This is a genomic window from Streptomyces sp. L-9-10, assembly GCF_004151105.1.
Lineage (GTDB): Bacteria > Actinomycetota > Actinomycetes > Streptomycetales > Streptomycetaceae > Streptomyces.
In genome coordinates this window covers 128,068-146,535 of sequence record NZ_PHRF01000146.1, presented here as the reverse complement: position 1 = coordinate 146,535, position 18,468 = coordinate 128,068, and the positions used below count along the sequence as shown (strand labels likewise).

At 68.7% G+C, this 18,468-nt stretch carries 17 protein-coding genes and 2 pseudogenes; 9 read left to right on the top strand and 10 right to left on the bottom strand.

Features of this window, described 5'->3' with window-relative positions; all coding sequences use genetic code 11:
* Positions 1-117 precede the first annotated feature (117 nt).
* Positions 118-507, top strand: coding sequence for a hypothetical protein (locus CU044_RS31100; RefSeq protein WP_205124126.1), 390 nt, complete (start codon positions 118-120; stop codon positions 505-507).
* 84 nt (positions 508-591) lie between these two features.
* Here the strand turns inward: CU044_RS31100 and CU044_RS31095 are convergent, their stop codons facing one another.
* Positions 592-1,320, bottom strand: coding sequence for an NAD(P)H-binding protein (locus CU044_RS31095; protein WP_129772069.1), 729 nt, complete (start codon positions 1,318-1,320; stop codon positions 592-594).
* Between the two features lie 395 nt (positions 1,321-1,715).
* Here CU044_RS31095 and CU044_RS31090 point away from each other — a divergent pair, with 395 nt between their 5' ends.
* The gene (locus CU044_RS31090; protein WP_240045962.1) at positions 1,716-2,141 is read left to right on the top strand and encodes an ATP-binding protein; all 426 of its coding nucleotides are present in this window, start codon (positions 1,716-1,718) and stop codon (positions 2,139-2,141) included.
* Positions 2,142-2,243: 102 nt separating this feature from the next.
* On the opposite strand, the gene CU044_RS31085 is transcribed toward CU044_RS31090, so the two are convergent.
* The gene (locus CU044_RS31085) at positions 2,244-5,054 is read right to left on the bottom strand and encodes an AAA family ATPase (RefSeq protein WP_165372019.1); all 2,811 of its coding nucleotides are present in this window, start codon (positions 5,052-5,054) and stop codon (positions 2,244-2,246) included.
* 377 nt (positions 5,055-5,431) lie between these two features.
* Between CU044_RS31085 and CU044_RS31080 the strand changes: the two genes are divergently transcribed.
* Positions 5,432-6,319: a SigB/SigF/SigG family RNA polymerase sigma factor gene (locus CU044_RS31080; protein ID WP_129772066.1), complete on the top strand. Its 888-nt coding sequence runs from the start codon at positions 5,432-5,434 to the stop codon at positions 6,317-6,319.
* A gap of 43 nt (positions 6,320-6,362) precedes the next feature.
* On the opposite strand, the gene CU044_RS31075 is transcribed toward CU044_RS31080, so the two are convergent.
* Positions 6,363-7,571 (bottom strand): phospholipase D-like domain-containing protein, encoded by a 1,209-nt coding sequence (locus CU044_RS31075; protein WP_129772065.1) that lies wholly within the window; start codon positions 7,569-7,571, stop codon positions 6,363-6,365.
* 266 nt (positions 7,572-7,837) lie between these two features.
* On the opposite strand from CU044_RS31075, the gene CU044_RS31070 reads away from it, so the two are divergent.
* Complete coding sequence (locus tag CU044_RS31070) at positions 7,838-8,272, top strand: hypothetical protein (protein ID WP_129772064.1); 435 nt, start codon at positions 7,838-7,840, stop codon at positions 8,270-8,272.
* Between the two features lie 152 nt (positions 8,273-8,424).
* Here the strand turns inward: CU044_RS31070 and CU044_RS31065 are convergent, their stop codons facing one another.
* The 3 genes from CU044_RS31065 to CU044_RS31055 are packed head-to-tail and all read right to left on the bottom strand — an operon-like array spanning position 8,425 to position 11,096.
* On the bottom strand, positions 8,425-9,654 hold the full coding sequence (locus CU044_RS31065; protein WP_129772063.1) for a cytochrome P450: 1,230 nt from the start codon (positions 9,652-9,654) through the stop codon (positions 8,425-8,427).
* A 39-nt stretch (positions 9,655-9,693) separates the two neighbouring features.
* Entirely contained in the window at positions 9,694-10,902 is a 1,209-nt protein-coding gene (locus CU044_RS31060) for an FAD-dependent oxidoreductase (protein ID WP_129772062.1), read from the bottom strand.
* On the bottom strand, positions 10,899-11,096 hold the full coding sequence (locus tag CU044_RS31055; RefSeq protein WP_129772061.1) for a ferredoxin: 198 nt from the start codon (positions 11,094-11,096) through the stop codon (positions 10,899-10,901). Before CU044_RS31055 ends, CU044_RS31060 begins: the two co-directional genes overlap by 4 nt.
* A 335-nt stretch (positions 11,097-11,431) precedes the next feature.
* Between CU044_RS31055 and CU044_RS31050 the strand changes: the two genes are divergently transcribed.
* Positions 11,432-12,103 (top strand): TetR/AcrR family transcriptional regulator, encoded by a 672-nt coding sequence (locus tag CU044_RS31050; RefSeq protein WP_129772060.1) that lies wholly within the window; start codon positions 11,432-11,434, stop codon positions 12,101-12,103.
* 56 nt (positions 12,104-12,159) lie between these two features.
* Here CU044_RS31050 and CU044_RS31045 read toward each other — a convergent pair.
* Positions 12,160-12,522, bottom strand: a pseudogene (locus CU044_RS31045) (Lrp/AsnC ligand binding domain-containing protein); the annotation flags it as partial.
* Positions 12,523-12,529: 7 nt separating this feature from the next.
* Here CU044_RS31045 and CU044_RS31040 point away from each other — a divergent pair.
* Positions 12,530-12,727, top strand: a pseudogene (locus CU044_RS31040) (AbgT family transporter); the annotation flags it as partial.
* Positions 12,728-12,813: 86 nt separating this feature from the next.
* Here CU044_RS31040 and CU044_RS31035 read toward each other — a convergent pair.
* Positions 12,814-13,737 carry a helix-turn-helix transcriptional regulator gene (locus CU044_RS31035; RefSeq protein ID WP_129772107.1) on the bottom strand — a complete coding sequence of 308 codons (924 nt, stop codon included), beginning with the start codon at positions 13,735-13,737 and terminating at the stop codon, positions 12,814-12,816.
* 136 nt (positions 13,738-13,873) lie between these two features.
* On the opposite strand from CU044_RS31035, the gene CU044_RS31030 reads away from it, so the two are divergent.
* Complete coding sequence (locus CU044_RS31030) at positions 13,874-14,917, top strand: NAD(P)-dependent alcohol dehydrogenase (RefSeq protein WP_129772058.1); 1,044 nt, start codon at positions 13,874-13,876, stop codon at positions 14,915-14,917.
* 109 nt (positions 14,918-15,026) lie between these two features.
* Positions 15,027-15,365, top strand: coding sequence for a DUF1330 domain-containing protein (locus CU044_RS31025; protein WP_129772057.1), 339 nt, complete (start codon positions 15,027-15,029; stop codon positions 15,363-15,365).
* A 24-nt stretch (positions 15,366-15,389) separates the two neighbouring features.
* Here CU044_RS31025 and CU044_RS31020 read toward each other — a convergent pair whose 3' ends face one another.
* Positions 15,390-16,859 (bottom strand): aldehyde dehydrogenase, encoded by a 1,470-nt coding sequence (locus CU044_RS31020; RefSeq protein ID WP_129772056.1) that lies wholly within the window; start codon positions 16,857-16,859, stop codon positions 15,390-15,392.
* A 294-nt stretch (positions 16,860-17,153) separates the two neighbouring features.
* On the opposite strand from CU044_RS31020, the gene CU044_RS31015 reads away from it, so the two are divergent.
* A complete protein-coding gene (locus CU044_RS31015; protein WP_129772055.1) occupies positions 17,154-17,693 on the top strand; it encodes a TetR/AcrR family transcriptional regulator in 540 nt (179 codons plus the stop codon).
* Positions 17,694-17,719: 26 nt separating this feature from the next.
* On the opposite strand, the gene CU044_RS38880 is transcribed toward CU044_RS31015, so the two are convergent.
* Positions 17,720-18,121 (bottom strand): tautomerase family protein, encoded by a 402-nt coding sequence (locus CU044_RS38880; RefSeq protein ID WP_165372018.1) that lies wholly within the window; start codon positions 18,119-18,121, stop codon positions 17,720-17,722.
* Positions 18,122-18,468 lie beyond the last annotated feature (347 nt).

The window sequence follows — 18,468 nt, the reverse complement described above, 5'->3', positions numbered from 1 at the left end:
CGTCCGCCGGCACGTCGTCCGTCGGTAAGCCGTCCGCCGGCCACGTCGCGGAACCAGGAGACAGGAATGGACCGTCTACGCCGTGAACCGGCGAGGCACGAGCAGGGTAGGGCGACGATGGCTGTGTACGAAACGGATGACCATGCCGGGCACACGGTCCGGGCGAGGGGCGGTCTCTGGGTACCCGGCTTGGTGAACCTCGCGCTCGGTGTGCCCGCGATCGTGCCGCTCTATCTGTTGTGGTGGCTGCTGACCGAGTACCTGCCGATGGACTGTCGGCAGGTGGAGGACGTCGTCAAACCCGGTGTCACCAACTGCAACTACACGACCCTCGATCATGCGGGTGTCGTGATGTTTCTCCTGGCGGTGACCGGCCTGTTCATGCTGGCACTGGTGTTTCTGGTCGACGTCGTCCTCCCGCGCCGTCGCGGACGGCGCACCGGAGTCTGGCTGACGGCCGGCCTGCTCGTCCCCGTGCCGTTCATGGTGTGCCTGGTGCTGGCTTGAGAAGCGGTTGGTGCCTCGTCGGAGAACAGCACCAGCCGCATGTGCTCTTCACCGGCCGAACCGGAAGCCGGAGGCACGTGCCGTTCAGGAGAGCCAGTCGGCGTAGCGGGTGGGGGCGAGCTGGGCGTCCTTGTCGGTGAGGACGTCGCCCTTGACGACGGCGAACATGCCGGCGGTGGGGTCGGTGACAACGGTGCGGCCGTCGCCCTTGTGGGAGAGAGTGACACGGCCCAGCTCGTCCAGGGCGAAGACCTCGGGGCCGGCGACGTCGCGCATGCCATTCAGCGGGGCACCCGCGGCGACCTCCGCCACCGCGTCGGCCACGTCCTTGGAGGCGATCGGCTGGATCGGCGTGGCGGGCAACCGGACGGTGTCGCCGTCGGCGGTCCAGGAGAGTACGTCGTCCACGAACTCCATGAACTGCGTCGCCCGGACGATCGAGTAGGGGATCGGCCCGGCCGCGAGGATGTCCTCCTGGAGCACCTTGGCCCGGTAGTAGTCCAGCTCCGGCACCTGGTCCGCACCGACGATCGAGAGGATGACGACGTGGCCGACGCCGCCCTTGTGGGCCGCGGCCAGAAGGTTGTCCATCGACGTCCGGAAGAAGGCCGGGGAGGCTTCGTCGAAGGTCGGGGAGTTCGTCAGGTTGACGACGACGTCGGCTCCCGCCACCGCCTCGTCCAGTCCCTGACCGCTGATGATGTCGACTCCGGTGGAGTGTGAGTGCGGTACCGCCTCGTGCCCCGCGGCGTTGAGATTGCTGACGACCTGTGACCCGATCAGCCCGGTGCCGCCGATGACCGCGAACTTCATGACATGCCTTTCATCGTGAGATGTGTCCGCAATATGACACATGATCACCATGAGGGCGTTCGGTGGGAGATCAAGGTCGCGCATTCGACCCATGTGCTGCCCGCGAGCCCTGCGGCGCGAGCGTTCCTCGGCCGCCTGCGCGAGGCCCTGCCGGAGACGGAAGCAGGGTCTGCCTGAGGGAAGCGGGGTGTCCCCGCCCTGGCGGGAATGCCGCGCAGAGTGACGACATGGTCTCGTCACGTAATGAATCGCTTTGGGGTCGATCATAGGGATTTTCCCTGAAGGTCAGACGGCCGTGCCGTGCCAGAGTGGACAGCGAGCGCTCCTCCGAGATTTTGGATGGGTCACCAACCGCAGCTTGAGGAAGCGAGTCGCAGGCAATGATGGCGAAGCTCATGACGCTCGAATCTGTCCGTGCGGTCACCGGCCGCACCGTCTCTCTGGCCGGCCGCCTTCAAGCCGCTCGCTGCGCCCGCGGTGTCCTGACAGAGTTCCTCGACCAAGGAGGGCTCCTGACGGGACCGGACGGAGAACCGCGTGAGCAGGCGGAGGACGCCCTGCTGGTGGTGTCCGAGCTGGTGACCAATGCCTGCCGGCACACGGCGGGCCCTCGCTACCTGGGGATGGTCCTCAAGGGCGGAAGCCTTCTGCTCGAAGTGGGGGACCGGAGCATGAGGATCCCGCATCTGGTGCCGCCCGAGGAGCGGGGGGCCTCTGGCGGATTCGGGCTCGGCCTCGTCGCGGAACTGATCGACGACTGGGCGGTGGCGACCAGTGCCCGGGGCAAGGCGATCCGGGTGACGCTTCCGATGGGGCGGTGAAGCGCGGGCTGCGGCGCAGTGGGCGGGGTCGGGCGGCCCTGGCCGCAGCGTCCCCGGCCCGTCCTGGCCGCGCCCGTGCTTTCGACACCGCACCCTCGGCGTTCAGGTGCTGACGGGGCTGTCCCGCTGCACCATGTTCCGGAGTTGGCGGCGCCCGGAGAGGGACAGCTTCTGGTACACGTGGCTGAGGTGGTACTCAACCGTCTTGCTGCTGATGAACAGCTTGGAAGCGATCTCCCGGTTGGTGAGTCCGCGGCCGATGAGCAGGGATATGTCGCGCTCGCGGTCGGTCAGCCCGGAGAGGGACATACCGGCCGCGGGGTCGCGGCCGGAGGGCCGGTCCGCGAAGTCGTCGTGGTAGCGCGTGAGGAACGGCTGCGCTCCCAGCGCCGTGAAGAGGTCGCGGGCCTGGGTGAAACACGCCCCCGCCCGGTGGTGCTCCCCGGCCTGGGCCAGCAACCGGCCGTGGCTGTGCGCGAGCATCGCCCGGTGCAGCGGCGGATCGTCGGAGGAGACGGAAAGGCCGAGGCCCTCCTCGAACAGGTCACGGGCCCGTTTGTTCTCTCCGCGTGCCCGCGCCAGCAGACCCGAGAGCCACATCACGGACATGCGGAGTGACGGAGCGTCCTCGCCCAGCGCCGTCAGGTGGGCCAGGGCCTCAGTGGCGCCGTCCAGGTCACCGCCGGCGATCAAGGCCTCGACGTGCAGGGGACGCCACCACGTCTGAAAGGCCAGCGGTCCCGAGTCGGGGCGGGCCCGAAGGACCGTCCGCAGCGCGGCGAGCACGGCGGGATGGTCGCCCCGGGCCTGTGCCAGCACGGCCTCCCCGAAGGCGGCGAAACCCGGCGAGAACGCCCTGGACCACTGGTACGAGCGCTGGACCAGTTCCCGCGCTCGCCGCCACTGTCCGCGGCCCGCGGGCACCCAGGCCGCCACGGAACAGGCGTACGACAATGCCCAGGGCTTCTCCTCGGCCTCCGCGATGACCAGAGCGTGGTCGGCGCTGATCGCGGCCTCGTCCCAGTGGCCCAGGAAGTACTGGGAGACCGCGAGGTTGGCGTAGGTGAACTCCGCGGTCACGGCGCAGCCGTTGACGTGGGCCGCGTCCAGAGCGACGGTCAGTTCGTTCTGTGCGTCGGACAGATCCCCGGCCCACATCTGGAGCATCCCGCGATAGGCGCGCTGGATGGCCTGCTCCGCGGCGGAGCGCGGACTGCCGGTCGGTGCGAGGGTGTCGTACTCGCGCAGGGCCACGCGCGCTCCGGCGCAGAAACTGTGGGCCAGCCCGAGGGTGCCGGCCGCCCACGGCGCGAGTTGTGGCTCCAGACGGTCGCTCGCCAGCACATCCCGAAGCAGCGGCACGGCCCTCGCGCCGTGGCCGTCCAGGACGTGCCTGATACCGAGCCAGGTGCCGGCCATGGCCGGCACGAACTCCGCTCCGGCCCCGGCGGGAACGGCTTCCGGTTCCCGTTCACGTTCCGGTTCCCGAGCCGGTTCCGGCTCCAGCGCCTCGGTGAGCAGGTCCACGACCTCGGGAGCACCTCGGGGTGTTCCGTAGCCGCCCAGCACCAGGCTTCGCAACGGGCTCGGTTCCGCAGCTTCTATCCGGGGCAGGAGCGGTTCCACGCGTACGTACTGCTGAGCCCACAGCAGGCGTGCGGCCGCGGTGAGCAGCAGGCGTTCCCGCTCCCCGCGCGAGTGCGCCACCTCCGACGCCCACAGCAGAAGCGTGGCGGCCCGTACGGGCTCTCCGGTCGCGTGGTACTCGCCGGCGGCCCGTTCGAGTTCGCGGGCGAGCCGCGTGTCGGGACCGTGCGTGGCCGCGACCCTGTGCGACCAGGAGGCGGCGCGGTCGACGAGGCCGGCCGCGGCCGCGTGCAGTGCCCGCAGCCGACGGGGCGGGATCGCGTCCACGATGGCCTCACGCTGTAGCGCGTGGGCTGTCGACACCGGGGTGGACGGCTGGTTGGGCCACCAGCGCACGATTCCCTGCGCCAGCAGGGGTTCGAGCGCCGCGTCGGGTTCTGTGACGGAGGTGACGCGGGCAGCCGTGGCAAGGGGCGCGGGCCCGCCCAGTACGGCGATGCCCTCGACCAGGCTCCGCGCCGGAGCGGGCAGGCCGTCCAGCTGGCGTCGTAGCGCCTGCACCAGGGATGTCGGCACGGGCAGGGCGTCCCGCCCGCGAGCCACCGAGTCCCACGGAACCTCCGCGAGCAGGGTCCGGAGGTACAGGGCGTGGCCGTCGGTGTGGTTCCGGAGCCGCTCGGCTGTTCCGCGGCCGACGGGATGGCCGTACGCCAGCGCGGCCAGCTCGGCCACTTCGGTGATCTCCAGCCCGGTCAGAGTCAGCTCGCAGCTGTGCGGCATTCCGGCGGTCAGGCGATGCAGGTCCAGGCCTCCGGCCTCGCCGGGCTCCGGGCCGCTACGGGCGAGCAGCACGCTGAGGACCGCGTCGGCCTCCAGACGGCGCAGCACGAAGCCCAGAACCTGCGCCGAGGGCCGGTCGGCCCACTGGACGTCGTCGACGACGATCAGCACCGGACCGCCGCTCTGCAGCTCGCCGAGCAGTCCCAGCAGCTCGGCACCCACCTGGAAGGGTTCCGCCGCCGGGACCGTCCCCGTGAGCAGGGGAAACCGGTCGAGGAGGGCCGCCGGTACGCGGGAAGTCAGCTGCCCGATCACGCCGAACGCCAGGTCCTCCTCGGAGGTGTCGCACGCGGCTCGGAGTACGGGGAGGTCCTCGGGCGCGAGCCCTGCCAGCCAGCGGCGGACCAGTGCGCTCTTCCCGATACCCGCCGTGCCCTGGATCAGCACGCTCGACGCCTTGCCGGACCGTGCTGTTCGCAGACACTGATGCATGCGCTCCAGCTCAGCGGTGCGTCCCACGAACGCGGTGTCGTCGGCGGCAGCCATTACCGCACCCATCCCTCGTCGGCGGGACGAACGTCAGCGCCCTGGGGGCCCGCGGCGTCAAGGGGAAAGCCCCCTTGCCGTGCAAGCGCCGCCATCGTCCGGACACCGACATCCTGAGACCGACCCGCGCTCGCGCGTACCGCGCCGTGTCCCGGCCTGTCGCGGCCGTAGGCCGCACCGTCAGACGACATCTTTCTCCCATCCACAACTTTAGCCCCCTCGGCCCCAGCCCACCGCATGGCCTGGTCAGGGCCATGCGGTGGGGGCTCGGTCCGGGCCGCGGCAATATAAACCGCGACTGGCCGTGAGGCGTGATCTCGCGCAGACCGGGGAAGACGCCACCGCGCGGAGCCGCCGCAACTGGGAGGGACCACATCATGTCGAGAGCCGTATCGTTCACCAGCCAGGTCACGGACCAGGTGTCGACGTTCCCGGACCGGGTGGGTGAGTTGCCGTGGATCGAGGACGCGGGGAAGGTCGCTCCGCGCGACGCGCGGGAGCTGTCGAAGCTGTTCTTCGACCGGCTCCAGGTGCTGGAGGAGGGGACGCGGGAGCATCAGTACGCGCGTAACACGCTGATAGAGATGAACCAGTCGCTGGTCCGGTTCGCGGCGGGCCGGTTCCGTGGCAGGGGCGCCGACGAGATGGAGGACATCCTCCAGGTCGGTACGATCGGGCTGATCAAGGCGATCGATCGGTTCGACCTGTCGCGCGAGGTCGAGTTCACCTCTTTCGCGGTCCCCTACATCGTCGGTGAGATCAAGCGCTTCTTCCGGGACACCACCTGGGCCGTTCATGTGCCGAGGCGCCTCCAGGAACTCCGCGTCGAACTTGCGAAGGCTAAGGAGCAATTGGCTCTCCTGCTGGATCGTGAGCCCACCGTCGCGGAACTCGCCGAACTCCTCGGGCGTGACGAGGAGGAGATCATCGAGGGGCTGGTCGCCGCCAACGGCTACAACGCCGGCTCTCTCGACATGCCGGTCGAGGGCGGTGACGACGGCACGAGCAACAACTCGGTTCGTACCTACGCCGACATCCTTGGCGCCTGCGATCCCGCGATGGAACTGGTCGAGGACTTCCAGAGCCTGGCCCCGCTGCTGGATCAGCTGGACGACCGGGATCGCCTCCTCCTTGAACTGCGCTTCGGCCAGGAACTGACCCAGTCCCAGATCGGTGACCGGCTCGGCTATTCGCAGATGCATGTCTCCCGCCTGCTGAACCGAATCCTCGGCAAACTCCGGAGCGGACTGCTCGCTCAGGAATGACCCGCCCAGGCGGGCTCCGCGCACCCACGTCGGAACAACCCGCTCACAGGTAACGGCGGATGAGCTGCACGGACGCCTCTCGGGCGCGTTGCGCCACGGAACGCCTCTTCCAGCGGCCCGCGTCTATCAGTTCGCTCACCGCGAGATCTTCGTCGAAATGCCCGTCGAGGGTCGCCGTGAACGTTTCGTCCAGGACGGCGAGCATGACCTCTTCGTCGTGGTCGAGCGAACGGCGGTTGAAGTTGGTCGAACCGATCAGCGAGGCGACGTGGTCGACCGTGATGACCTTGGCGTGCATCATGGTCGGCTGGTACTGGTGGATCCTGACGCCGCACGCGGTCAAATCCTCGTAGTAATGCTGTCCGGCGAGCTGGGAAACGCGCTTGTCGGTGTGCGGTCCCGGGAGGAGGATCTCCACCTCCACCCCGCGGCGCGCGGTCGCGCACAGCAGCTCGATGAAGTAGGCGTCGGGGGAGAAGTACGCGGTGGCGACCCGCACGCGTTCCTCGGCGGACTCCAGCATCACGCGTATCAGCGTCTGCATGTCCTGCCAGCCGAAGCTCGCCGATCCGCGTACCACCTGCACCACCGCGTCGCCGTGCGGGCGGTGCGTGATGAATCGGTCTCGGTCGTCGAACAACTCCGTGTGACACTCGGCCCAGTTCTGGACGAACGCCGCCGCGAGCCCGTCCACGGCGGGGCCACGTACCCGGACGTGCGAGTCGCGCCACTCGTTCTCGTCGCGGGCGTCGCCGCACCACTCCTCGGCGATGCCCACACCACCGGTGAACCCCGTCTCCTCGTCGACCACCAGGACCTTGCGGTGACAGCGGTGATTCTGCTTGAACAGCGAGAGGGTGACGGGCCTTCGGAACCAGGCGATCCGCACCCCGGCCCGTTCCATATCGGCAAGCTGGTCCTTCTCGATCAGCCTGCTGCCGAAGCCGTCCAGCAGCAGCCGTACCCGTACTCCCGAGCGGGCCCGCTCGGCCAGCGCCTGAGCGAACTCCCGTGCTATGGCACCTTGCCAGTAGACGAAGGTCATCATGTCCACGGTATGTGCCGCGTCACGTATTGCCTCCAGCATCGACGCGAAGATCTCATCGCCATTGCGGAGCACCACCACGGCATTTCCCTCGGTCGCGGCAACCCCTATCAGCCGCTCCAGACGACGCCGGATCCGCTGGACGCGTTCCTCTCGCACCCCTTCGGTGGCCGGGGCCGGCTGCCGCTGAGCGTGTGTGCTGGTCATGCTGAACCGTCCCGGATACGGAGTGAAGGACTTGCTATGACGGGAGCCGCCCGCCGGACAGGCCGACACTACTCGGCCACGGTCCGGCCCCCAGGTGGACAATTCCGGTTATTCCGCGTGGTGTCGACGTGTGCGGGGCCGGGCAGTGCCTCTGGTGACCCGCCTCCGGCGAAGGGCTCGGCACGCACGGTTAGGCTGGGCTCGCCCGGCTCGGTACCGGCTCGGCGCACGCAAACCCAGGACCGCCGTTCGGCGAAGGGAAGATCATGACGGACGCTGCGGAGCAGGCCCTCCAGGGCGCCACACCGATGGTGACGGCACCCGTTCCCGATCTCCAACTGCAGTTGCTGATCCGTCTGGTGGGGGAGGATCCCAAGGCGAAACTGCCGATCACCTTGCACACCCCCGGCGGGGTTCTGTACGGAGATCTGATCGCGCATGAGGCGTGGAAGACGGAGTGGGCACGAGACCTGCGACGGGTGGAGGGTGATGCGGCGGGATTGCTCGCGAGGCTTCCCGAGGCGGTGGACCAGGTCATGGGTGAACTGCAAGGGGAGGGCGGGCCCCACGGCCTGCCCCAGTGGATCCACCTCCGGGACGTGACGTACCTCACCTCGGATGCCCCGGTGATATCACGGCTCTGGCGTGGCCGACTCGCGGACGTATCGGGCTGGTCCCTGGGCAAGCCCCAGGCGTATTGATCACAAGCGTGGCCGAGACTCGCGAGTCTCGATCACGGTGAAGGCCTCCGGTGCGGTGGAGCTGTCCAGGACCACACCGCACAGGAGGTCTTCGGTTCCGTCGTCATGCTTGGCCGACGGCGGCTGCCGCACGCGGGCGCCAGCCGGAACGGTTACCAGGCGACGGGCAGTGCGTTCAGGCCGTAGGTGCTGCCGTCCGTCCGGAACTCCACCTGTTCCATGGGCACCGCCAGCCGCAGCCCCGGGAGTCTGCGCAGCAGCGCGGACAGTGCGATCTGGAGCTCGGCGCGTGCCAGCGACTGCCCTATGCACTGGTGGATGCCGTAGCCGAAGGCCAGGTGACCGCGGGTGTTGCGGTCGATGTCGAACGCATCGGGCCGGTCGAAGAAGGTCCCGTCACGGTTGCCGGCGGGTAGATTCATGAGCATGCCTTCACCGGCCCGGATGAGCTGCCCGCCTATGGTGACGTCCTCGGTCGCCACCCGCAGGACGAGGTCCTGGACGATGGTCAGGTAGCGCAGCAGTTCCTCGACCGCGTTCGCGATCAGTGCCGGGTCGTCGGTGGCACGGATCCGGGCGAGCTGGTCGGGGTTCTGCAGGAGGGCCAGGGTGCTCAGGCCGATCATGGTGGACGTGGTCTCATGCCCGGCGAACAGCAGCGTCAGCGCGGTCGTCGCCACGGTCTCCCGGCTGATCTCGCCGGCGGCGACGCGCTCGTGGACCAGCCGGCTGATGATGTCGTCCGTCGGCTCCTGCTCCTTGCTCGACACCAGTTCGAGCAGATAGCCGAAGAGTGCACCGCTGGCCGCTTTCCTCTCCTCGTCCGAGGAGAGGTGGGAGACGAGGGTGCTGCTGTGATGCTGGAAGAACTCGTGCTCGGCATAGGGCACGCCGAGCAGCATGGAGATCATCATGGAGGGCACGGGGTACGCGTACCCCTGGATCAGGTCGGCCGGCTGTCCCTGACCGATCATCTCTTCGAGGATGCCGTCGACCATTTCCTCGATCCTGGGGCGCAGCTGGTCCACCTTCTTGACGGTGAAGTCGCCGCTGAGCATGCGGCGCAGCCGGGCGTGCTCCGGGTCGTCCATCCGCGGGAAGGATTGCGGCGCGCCCTGGCTCGACGACTCCTGGGCCTGCGGGAAGCCGGGGCGAGCACTGTCCGCGCTGATCCGGGGATCGTTCAGGGCCTGCCGGATGTCGGCGAACCGGCTCACCACCCACACCGGTTCACCGCGCAGCTTCGCGCGCTGCAGCCCAGGGCTCTTGAGCCAGTCGGCTTGCTCGGCGGGCGGGTCGAAGGGGCAGCGCGCGGAACGCGTACCGGGGAAGTCGGATATCGCTTCGTCGGGGGTGTGGGGCGTTGTGTCGGTCGAACTCACTGAACTCTCCAGTGGTGATGGGGGGTGGGAAAGGGGAAACTAGACGGCGACCGCGCCGCTGGTGGCTTCCGCCCAGGGGCAGCCGGACGCGATCAGCGCCCGCCAGGCATGCAAGGTCCTCGGCGGCATACCGGCCGCCAGTACACCGACCAGACGGTCTTCTCGGCGGTAGGCGATGAGAAAGCGCTGCCGCGAGGCGTCCTCCTCCATGACGACAGCTTCGTCGTGACCGCGCAGGAATCCGTACGCCTGGGCCTTCATGCCGTACTGGTCGGACCAGAAATACGGCACCGGGGCGAACGGCCGGCGCGAACCCCGTTCCGGGGCAAGGAGATTGCGCACGACGGCCATGGCCTGCTCAGCGGCGTTGGTGCGGTGCTCGATTCGCATCGCGGTACCGAACAACGGGTTGCGCCAGCTCGCCACATCCCCGACCCCGTACACGCCGGGACCGGCGGCGCTGAACTCGTCACACACCAGTCCGTTGTCGAGGGTGAGTCCGCTGCCGTGGAGCCACTCGGTGTTGGGGAGTGAGCCGATCGCGATCAGCACGTCGTCGGCCGGAATCACACCGCCGTCGGTCAGGGCCACCCCTGTGACGTGCCCGTCGGTGCTCAGGATCCCGTCGACCGTGACCGCCGTGCGCAGGTGCACGCCGTGGTCGAGATGTGCTTGGGCCAGCAGCCGGCCGGCATGATCGCCGATGGCCTGGGCCATGGGGACCGGGGCCGATTCCAGCACCGTCACCTCCACCCCGAGCCCCCGCGCCACGGCCGCCACCTCGGCTCCGACGAAACCGGCTCCGACGATCACCAGCCGACGCCCCGGGAGGAGCCGCGCCTTGAGTGCCAGAGCGTCTTCCAGAGTGCGCAGCGTGTGCGATCCGGTCACGTTGTCGCATCCCGGCAGACGGCGAGGGCGTACGCCCGTCGCCACGACGAGTCCTTCGTACGGAACGTGGGTTCCGTCAGCCAGTGCCACTGTCCTGGCGGCCATGTCCAGCCCGGTCGCCCTCACCCCGAGACGCAGGTCCAGTCCCAGGGCGTGGATGTCCTCCGTCCGGCGCAGGGCGAGCCCGCTCGGCTGATCCGTTCCGGCCAGGATCCGCTTCGACAGCGGGGGACGGTCGTAGGGCAGATGCGGCTCGTCGCCGATGAGCGTGATCGTGCCCTCGTACCCGGACCTGCGCAGCGCCTCCGCGGTTGCCAGCCCGCCCGCCGAGGCCCCGACGATCGTGATCCGGTTCACGACTCCGCCACGTGAATGGCCGCGGCCGGACAGACCATCGCCGACTCGCGGACCATGTCGTGCGACTCCGCCGCGGGCGTCGCGTCCAGCAGTACGACCACGCCGTCCTCGTCGCGCTGATCGAAGACCTCGGGCGCGAGCAGCACGCACTGCCCGGAAGCAACGCACTTGGGAGCGTCGACTTCTACCTTCATTCGGAACCTCCTCCATACGGGCCACGCCCCGCGTCGCCTCCGGAACCGCATCAGAGGACGACGAACAGGCGTGGACCTGCCGACCAACGAGCCCGCCGAGAGCGAGCCGTACAACGGAAACACAAAGCGATAGCCAGCTATCGCTTGATGGACAGTCAACCCCACGATGTATTGATAGTCAACTATCGGATACCGGATCGGTGTGAATGGGTGAATTCGATTCAAAACGGACCGGCGCTGCGCAAGATCATGCAAGCGCCGTGTGACTCCCGCTTCTCCCGGAGTCAGCGCCGGTGGCTAGTGATAGTCAACTATCGGCTGCTATCGTTCACGCCATGGCGACTGATGCCACACGGCACCTGCGCGCCGACGCCGCGCGCAATTCCGAGAAGATCCTGAGAGCCGCGCGGGAGGTGTACGCCGAGATCGGCCCCGACGCGATGCTCGAAGACATCGCCCGTCGCGCCGGTGTGGGCATCGCCACGTTGTATCGCCGCTTCCCGAACAAGGAAGCGCTGGTCAATGCCGCGCTCAAGCAGAGCATGACCGAGCAGTTCTCCCCGGCCATCGAACAGGCCCTGAGCGACGAGGACCCACGGCAGGGCCTGGTCACCCTGCTCGAAGCGGCTTTGTCATTAGTGGCCCGCGAACGCAACACCGTAGCCGCGGTCCACAACTCCGGTGCTTTCACCAAGGAAGTCACCGCTCCCTTCACCGACGCACAGACGCTGCTCGTCCAGCGCGGGCAGAAGGCCGGTGTCATCCGCGCGGATCTCGTCCCCAGCGACATGGAAAGAATCATGGGGATGCTCATCAGCGTCCTGTGGAACATGGACCCCGAAACCGAGGGCTGGCGCCGCTACATCGTGCTCGTCCTGGATTCCCTGCGCCCTGCCGGAGCCAGCCCCCTCCCTCCTCCTCCGTCGCAGCGCGACGAGGGGGTGTACGAGCAACTGCCCGAAGGTCTCGTCACCGGGGAGAGCCGGACCGCCGAAGCCGAAGGCTGAGCACCCCGACCCGCGAACCCGGGTGTCCAGCGCCGGCCGGTGTGTCCCTTCACGGATCACGCGGTACGGGGCGGCCCGTCCGTGTAGTGGGGCAGGGGGACGACACCCACGCACGCCCCGTCCCGGTCGAGCAGCCGGCCCATGTGTTTCGTGGTGCGCAGGACCACCGAGCGGTCGTTGACGGTCAGGCGCGGGAGCCGCTGGGCGAGATGGGCCTCGAAGGTGTGCACATCGGCCAGGCTGCGCAGCCAGACGTCGAGCACCACATTGTGCGGGCCGGCGGTGATCGAGCACGACCGTACCTCCGGGACCGTGGAGAGCAGGTGGACGGTCTCGTCGAGATGCGGCGCGGGTACGGACGCGAAGTACACGGCGGAGAGCGGCCAGCCGGACAGCGGTCTGGCCAGGTCGCAGCGGAGCCACAGCCTCTTCCTGCTGCTCGCCATGCTCCGCCGCTACGAACCCGACGCCCGCCTCGGCACGCTCATCTCGCGGCTCGCCGTCTTCGTCGTACCGTTCCTGGCGGTATGGCCGGCGATCCTGGGGATCTTCTACGGGTTCGGGCTCCCGCTCGGCCCGGGTGCGGAGATCGGCCTGGACGCGCCGGACACGCACGGCGGCTGATATCCGCCGGACAGCGGCCGACGGAGCGGCACCCGCGCTTCAACTCCGCCAGGCCCGCTGCTCCCCCGGGACCGCACCGCGGGGTTTCAGGGGTGTGATGTCCGGCTGTCCGCCCGGACCGTGTCCGTACCCCAGCTCGCGAGGAGGCGCAGAGCCTCCGCCGAAGGGGAACCCGGCTCCGCGTGGTACACGCACAGGAACTGTTCGTCGTCGTCGGGGAGATGCAGCGTCTCGTACGCGAGGGTGAGGTCGCCGACCAGCGGATGCCGCATCCGCTTCGTGCCGTGGCCCTTCTCCTTCACGTCGTGCGTGGCCCACAGCCGCCTGAACTCCTCGCTCTTGACGGAGAGTTCACCCACGAGCGCCGACAGGTCCGGGTCCTCGGGGTGCTGGCCCGCGTACAGCCGCAGATAGCTGACCATGTCGGACGCTTTGGAGTCCCAGTCCAGGAACAGTTCGCGGTAGTCGGGGGAGAGGAAGGTCAGCCGTGCCCAGTTGCGCTCCGTGGGCGGCAGCCTGCCCCAGTCGCCGAACAGCGCCGCCGCCATGCGGTTCCAGGCAAGGATCTCCGAGCGTGCCCCGCCGATGTACGCGGGCACGCCCTCCATCGACTCCAGCAGCTGGTGCAGGGCCACCCGCACCTGCTGCCGCTTGGGCGTCCGGTACTTCCTGCGCTGCTGCTTCGGCTTGGCGAGGTGGGTGAGGTGCGCGTGCTCGGTGTCGGTCAGGCGCAGGGCGCGCGCGATCGAGTCGAGCACCTCCGCCGACACATTGCGCCCATTGCCCTGTTCCAGGCGTGTGTAGTAGGCCACCGAGACCCCGGCCAGCTGTGCCAGCTCCTCGCGCCGCAGCCCCGGTACACGCCTGTGCCGCCCGTGCGCGGGGATTCCCACGTCTTCCGGCTTGAGTCGGGCCCGCCGGGTGCGCAGGAATTCGCTGAGCTCGGCCCGGCGGTCGAGGCCGTCGGCGAGGGTTGTCTGTCCGTCGTCCGGGGCGGGAGTGTCGTCCATGGCGGGGGTGTCGTCCATGCCCTCAAGTATTCCCGGTCGTACGACCAGGAGGCTGACCCCGTCAGTAGTAGGACCACTGGACGTACGCAAAGCGGTGACCTGGGTGAACAGGGCGCGCAGAGGCATCCTGGAGGACATGACCACGACTGTTGCCGCATATGCCGCCTCCAGCGCCAAGGCGCCGCTGGAGCGCACCACCATCGAGCGCCGGACGGTCGGCGAGTCCGACGTTCTGATCGACATCGAGTTCGCCGGCATCTGCCACTCCGACATCCACCAGGCCCGCGAGGGCTGGGGCGAGGCCATCTTCCCGATGGTGCCCGGTCACGAGATCGCCGGCGTCGTCGCCGAGGTCGGCTCCGGCGTGACGAAATTCAAGGTCGGCGACCGGGTCGGCGTCGGCTGCATGGTCGACTCCTGCCGCGAGTGCGAGAACTGCAAGGCCGGGCAGGAGCAGCACTGCCTGCGCGGCAACGTCGCCACGTACAACGGCGTCGGCCACGACGGCGAGCCCACCTACGGCGGCTACTCACAGAAGGTCGTCGTCGACGAGAACTTCACCGTCCGCATTCCGGACGGGCTGTCACTGGACGTGGCCGCGCCGCTGCTCTGCGCCGGCATCACCACGTACTCCCCGCTCAAGCACTGGGGCGCGGCGCCTGGCAAGAAGGTCGCCGTGATCGGCCTGGGCGGTCTCGGCCACATGGCCGTCAAGATCGCGCACGCCCTCGGCGCCGAGGTCACGGTCCTCTCCCAGTCGCTGCGCAAGAAGGACGACGGCCTGAAGCTGGGCGCCGACCACTACTTCGCCACCAGCGACCCGGCCACCTTCGAGAACCTGGCCGGTGCCTTCGACATCATCCTCTCCACGGTGTCGGCGCCTATGGACTTCGGCGCGTACCTGAGTCTGCTGAAGACAGGCGGCGCCCTGGTGAACGTCGGCGCTCCCGAGGAGCCCGTCGCCCTGAACCTGTTCTCCTTGATCGGCGGCAACAAGACCCTCGCCGGTTCGGCGATCGGCGGGATCGCCGAGACCCAGGAGATGCTCGACTTCTGTGCCGAGCACAGCCTCGGTGCCGAGATCGAGCTGATCGAGGCGAGCCAGATCAACGAGGCGTACGAGCGGGTGCTCGCCTCGGACGTGCGCTACCGCTTCGTGATCGACACAGCGACGATCTGAGCCGCGGCGACGATCTGAGCAGCGCGGCTTTACCAGACGGGTAATCGACGCCCTCCCCGGGCTCCGGCAGGATCCCCCGTATCCGCCGGATCCCGAGGAGGGCTCGTCCATGACCGCCTACGCCATAGCCGTTCTGCGCCCCACGCCGCCGGTGCACCCCGACGTGCTGGAGTACATCGAGCGCGTGCAGGGCACCTTCGAGCCGTACGGTGGGCGCTTCCTCTCGCACGGCAAGCCCGGCGAGTGGGTGGAGGGGGAGCGGCTCGGCGACCTGGTCGTGGTCGGGTTCCCCGACTTGGCGCACGCCCACGACTGGTACGCGTCCCCCGCCTACCAGGAGATCCTGCCTCTGCGCGCCGATCACATCCCCGGCGAACTGGTCTTCCTGGAGGGAGTGCCGGCGGACTACGACGCGTCGCGCACGGCGGCGGTCATGCGCAGCGCATAGGCCCGGGGGACCGTGCGCTTCGCGTCACGAGGTTTCCTTCGTGCCGTTCGCCGGGATCGTGATCGTCTTGTGCTCGACGTACTCGGCCAGGCCGACCGCTCCGTACTCGCGTCCGGTGCCGCTGGTCTTGTAACCGCCGAACGGGCCGTCGAACCCGATGGGTGCGCCGTTGACCGTGAAGGTGCCGGTACGGATCCGGCGGGCTATCCCGAGGCCGCGCTCCAGGTCGGCCGTCCACACGCCGCCGCTGAGGCCGTACGCGGAGTCGTTCGCGATGCGGACGGCGTCGTCCTCGTCCTCGAAGGGGATCACCACCAGGACAGGACCGAAGATCTCCTCGCGCGCGATCCGCATACTGTTGTCGACGTCGGCGAACAGGGTCGGCTTGACGTAGTTGCCCTGTTCCAGACCGGCCGGGGACTCGGGTCCGCCGGTGACCAGGCGGGCGCCTTCCTCGACGCCCAGCCGGATGTAGGACCGCACACGCTCCTGCTGTTCGGCGCGGACGAGCGGACCGATGAAGGTGTCCTCCTCGGACGGGTCGCCGACCTTCAGACCCTCCAGCAGGTCCTTGAGGGCGGTCACCACCTCCTCGTAGCGGCTGCGCGGCGCCAGTACCCGGGTCTGCGCGATGCACGCCTCGCCGTTGTTGCCGAGCGAGGAGAACCGCAACGCGGGCACGGCCTCGTTCAGGTCCGCGTCGGGCAGGATGATCGCCGCGGACTTACCGCCCAGTTCCAGGCTGACCCGCTTGAGCTGCCGGCCGGCGACGGCGGCGATGTCGCGCCCGGCGCCGGTGGAGCCGGTGAACGCCACCTTGTCGATGCCGGGGTGTGCGACCAGGTACTCGCTGGTCTCACGGCCGGCCGGCAGGATGCTCACCACCCCCTCGGGAAGTCCCAGTTCGTCGAAGAGGCCGGCCAGCAGCATCATGCTCAGGGAGTTCTCGGGCGAGGCCTTCAGGACCACGGTGTTGCCGGCGAGCAGCGCCGGGATCAGCTTCGCCAGCGCCGCCGAGAACGGTGAGTTCCACGGAATGACGGCGGCGACGACTCCGATGGCCTCGCGTCGTACGACGCTGCGGAAGGCGGCGTCGGGGACGGAGGAGTCGAGTTCCTCCTCCCAGCCGAACTCACGGGCGCCTTTGAGGTAGCCGAGGGCCTGTCGTGTCAGTCCGCCCTGGCCTGCCTTGTTGAACCACAGCGGATTGCCGCGCTCGGTGGTGATCAGCGCGGCGATCTCGTCGCCGCGCGCCTCGCGGAGCTGGTTGAGGCGGACGATCAGGTCCTGACGCCGCCGCGGGGTCGTCTGTCCCCAGGGGCCCTCGTCGAACGCCCGTCGCGCCGCCGCGACCGCGCGGTCGATATCGGCCGGGAGAGCCTGGACGGACCGGCCGACGAGCGACCGGTCGTGGGGGGAGCGGATGTCGAGCCGGGTGGTGTCACTCGGGTCGGTCCAGACACCGCCGATGTAGAGCTTGTCGTGCACGATCATGCGGCTGTCTTCTTTCTGGTCCGGAGAGCGGGTCGCTCCTGTGGTCCTGTGGTCCGGCAGGTGGGGGCCATGGCCTGTTGTGGTCGGGGCGGGCCACGCGGGCGACCTCCGAGCGGCCAGGTGCCACCTCCGCCTTAAACGCTACGTCGGTGTGACAGTTAAGGCAAGAGGTGCGATTTTCGTGTGCCCTATAGTGGGGCGGAGGCAAGTGGTTGACCGCCGACTGTCTCCATGGACGCGCTTCCGGGCGGCGCGTCCAGAGGTGTCCTGGACCTACGGAAGGTGCTCGCTGACATGAGAGCCGACGCGGCTCGCAACCTGGACGCGGTCCTGCACACAGGGGCGCGGCTGCTCGCACAGGACCCGGCGACGACCATGGCCGCGATCGCCGCGGAGGCGGGGGTCGATCGGCGCACGGTCTACCGCCGGTTCGCGAACAGGGAGGCGCTTCTGTCCGCCGTCTACGCGGCGAAGCTCGACGCCTCCGAGGTGGTCCTCGATGCGGCACGCCTGACCGGAGCACCGGTGGCGATCGCGCTGCACCGGTACGTCGAGTTGATCATCCCGGTCAGTCGGCGCTGGCCGTTGGACATTCGCCGGATGATGAAGGAGGAGCCCGAGGCCGAACGGCGAGCCGAGGGGCAGCGCGCACGGCTGGCGGTGTTTCTGCGGCGAGCGGCCGACGAGGGACTGATCCGGCAGGACCTGCCTCCCGGATGGGCGATGGCGCTGCTGGGCACCCTGGTCGACAACATGGCCCATGTGTTCGTCGACATCGAACCGGGCCCGGCCGCGGACCTCGTGGTGACCTCATTCCTCCACGGCGTCGGTTGAGACGCACGCGTTTCCGGCGGTGGGCCTTACTTTTTCGGCCGGACGCCGACAGGCAGGGCGAAACGGCCGCCGCCGAAGGAACTGTTGGCGCGGTCGAACTCGCCGAAGAAGACCATGACGTCGTTCGGATCGGTTCCTGCCGCCTGTAGGTGAGTCACGATCGCGGAGAGGAGCAAGCGCTTCCTCTCCTTCTCGGTCCCCGACGACAACACGGCCTCGATCATCAGGACGTGCTCGCTGCGAGGCTCGGGCAGGTCGGGGTAGCGAGGGCTGATGCGAAGGTCGGCTTCTTCCGAAGAGATGAACCTCTGGAAGTGATCGTCCTCGGGATAACCGGCACTGACGCTTGCTTCATGGATGGCGGCGGATATCGCGTTCTTCTCTGCCACCGTCCTCCCGGAACGCATCGTGATGGTGAAGAGCGGCATAAAGTTCCCTTGGGTCGCGCAAAGTCTTCTGCCTGAATTCTTCTCCGGATTCCACCGAAATTCTATCGCGTCGACCGCGCCACGCCTCTGTGAATTCTGTCGCGGCCCGCATGGTCCGCGGCCAGGGCCGCGTCCGGAGGACACCTGGACGCCGGTCGGTGGTCGAGAGCCCCGCCGGTGTTCCGCCGCGTCGCACACCAGATCCCGCCAGGCCCGGGGCGGCGATCCGGCCATGCGCGGTCTTTATCTCGACACCCGGACCGTTTCGGCCGGCTGGACACCACGGGCCCTCTCCGGGAAATCCTGCTCCAGGAAACGCTCTTCGCGTCTCCGTGCTTTGCGCACCA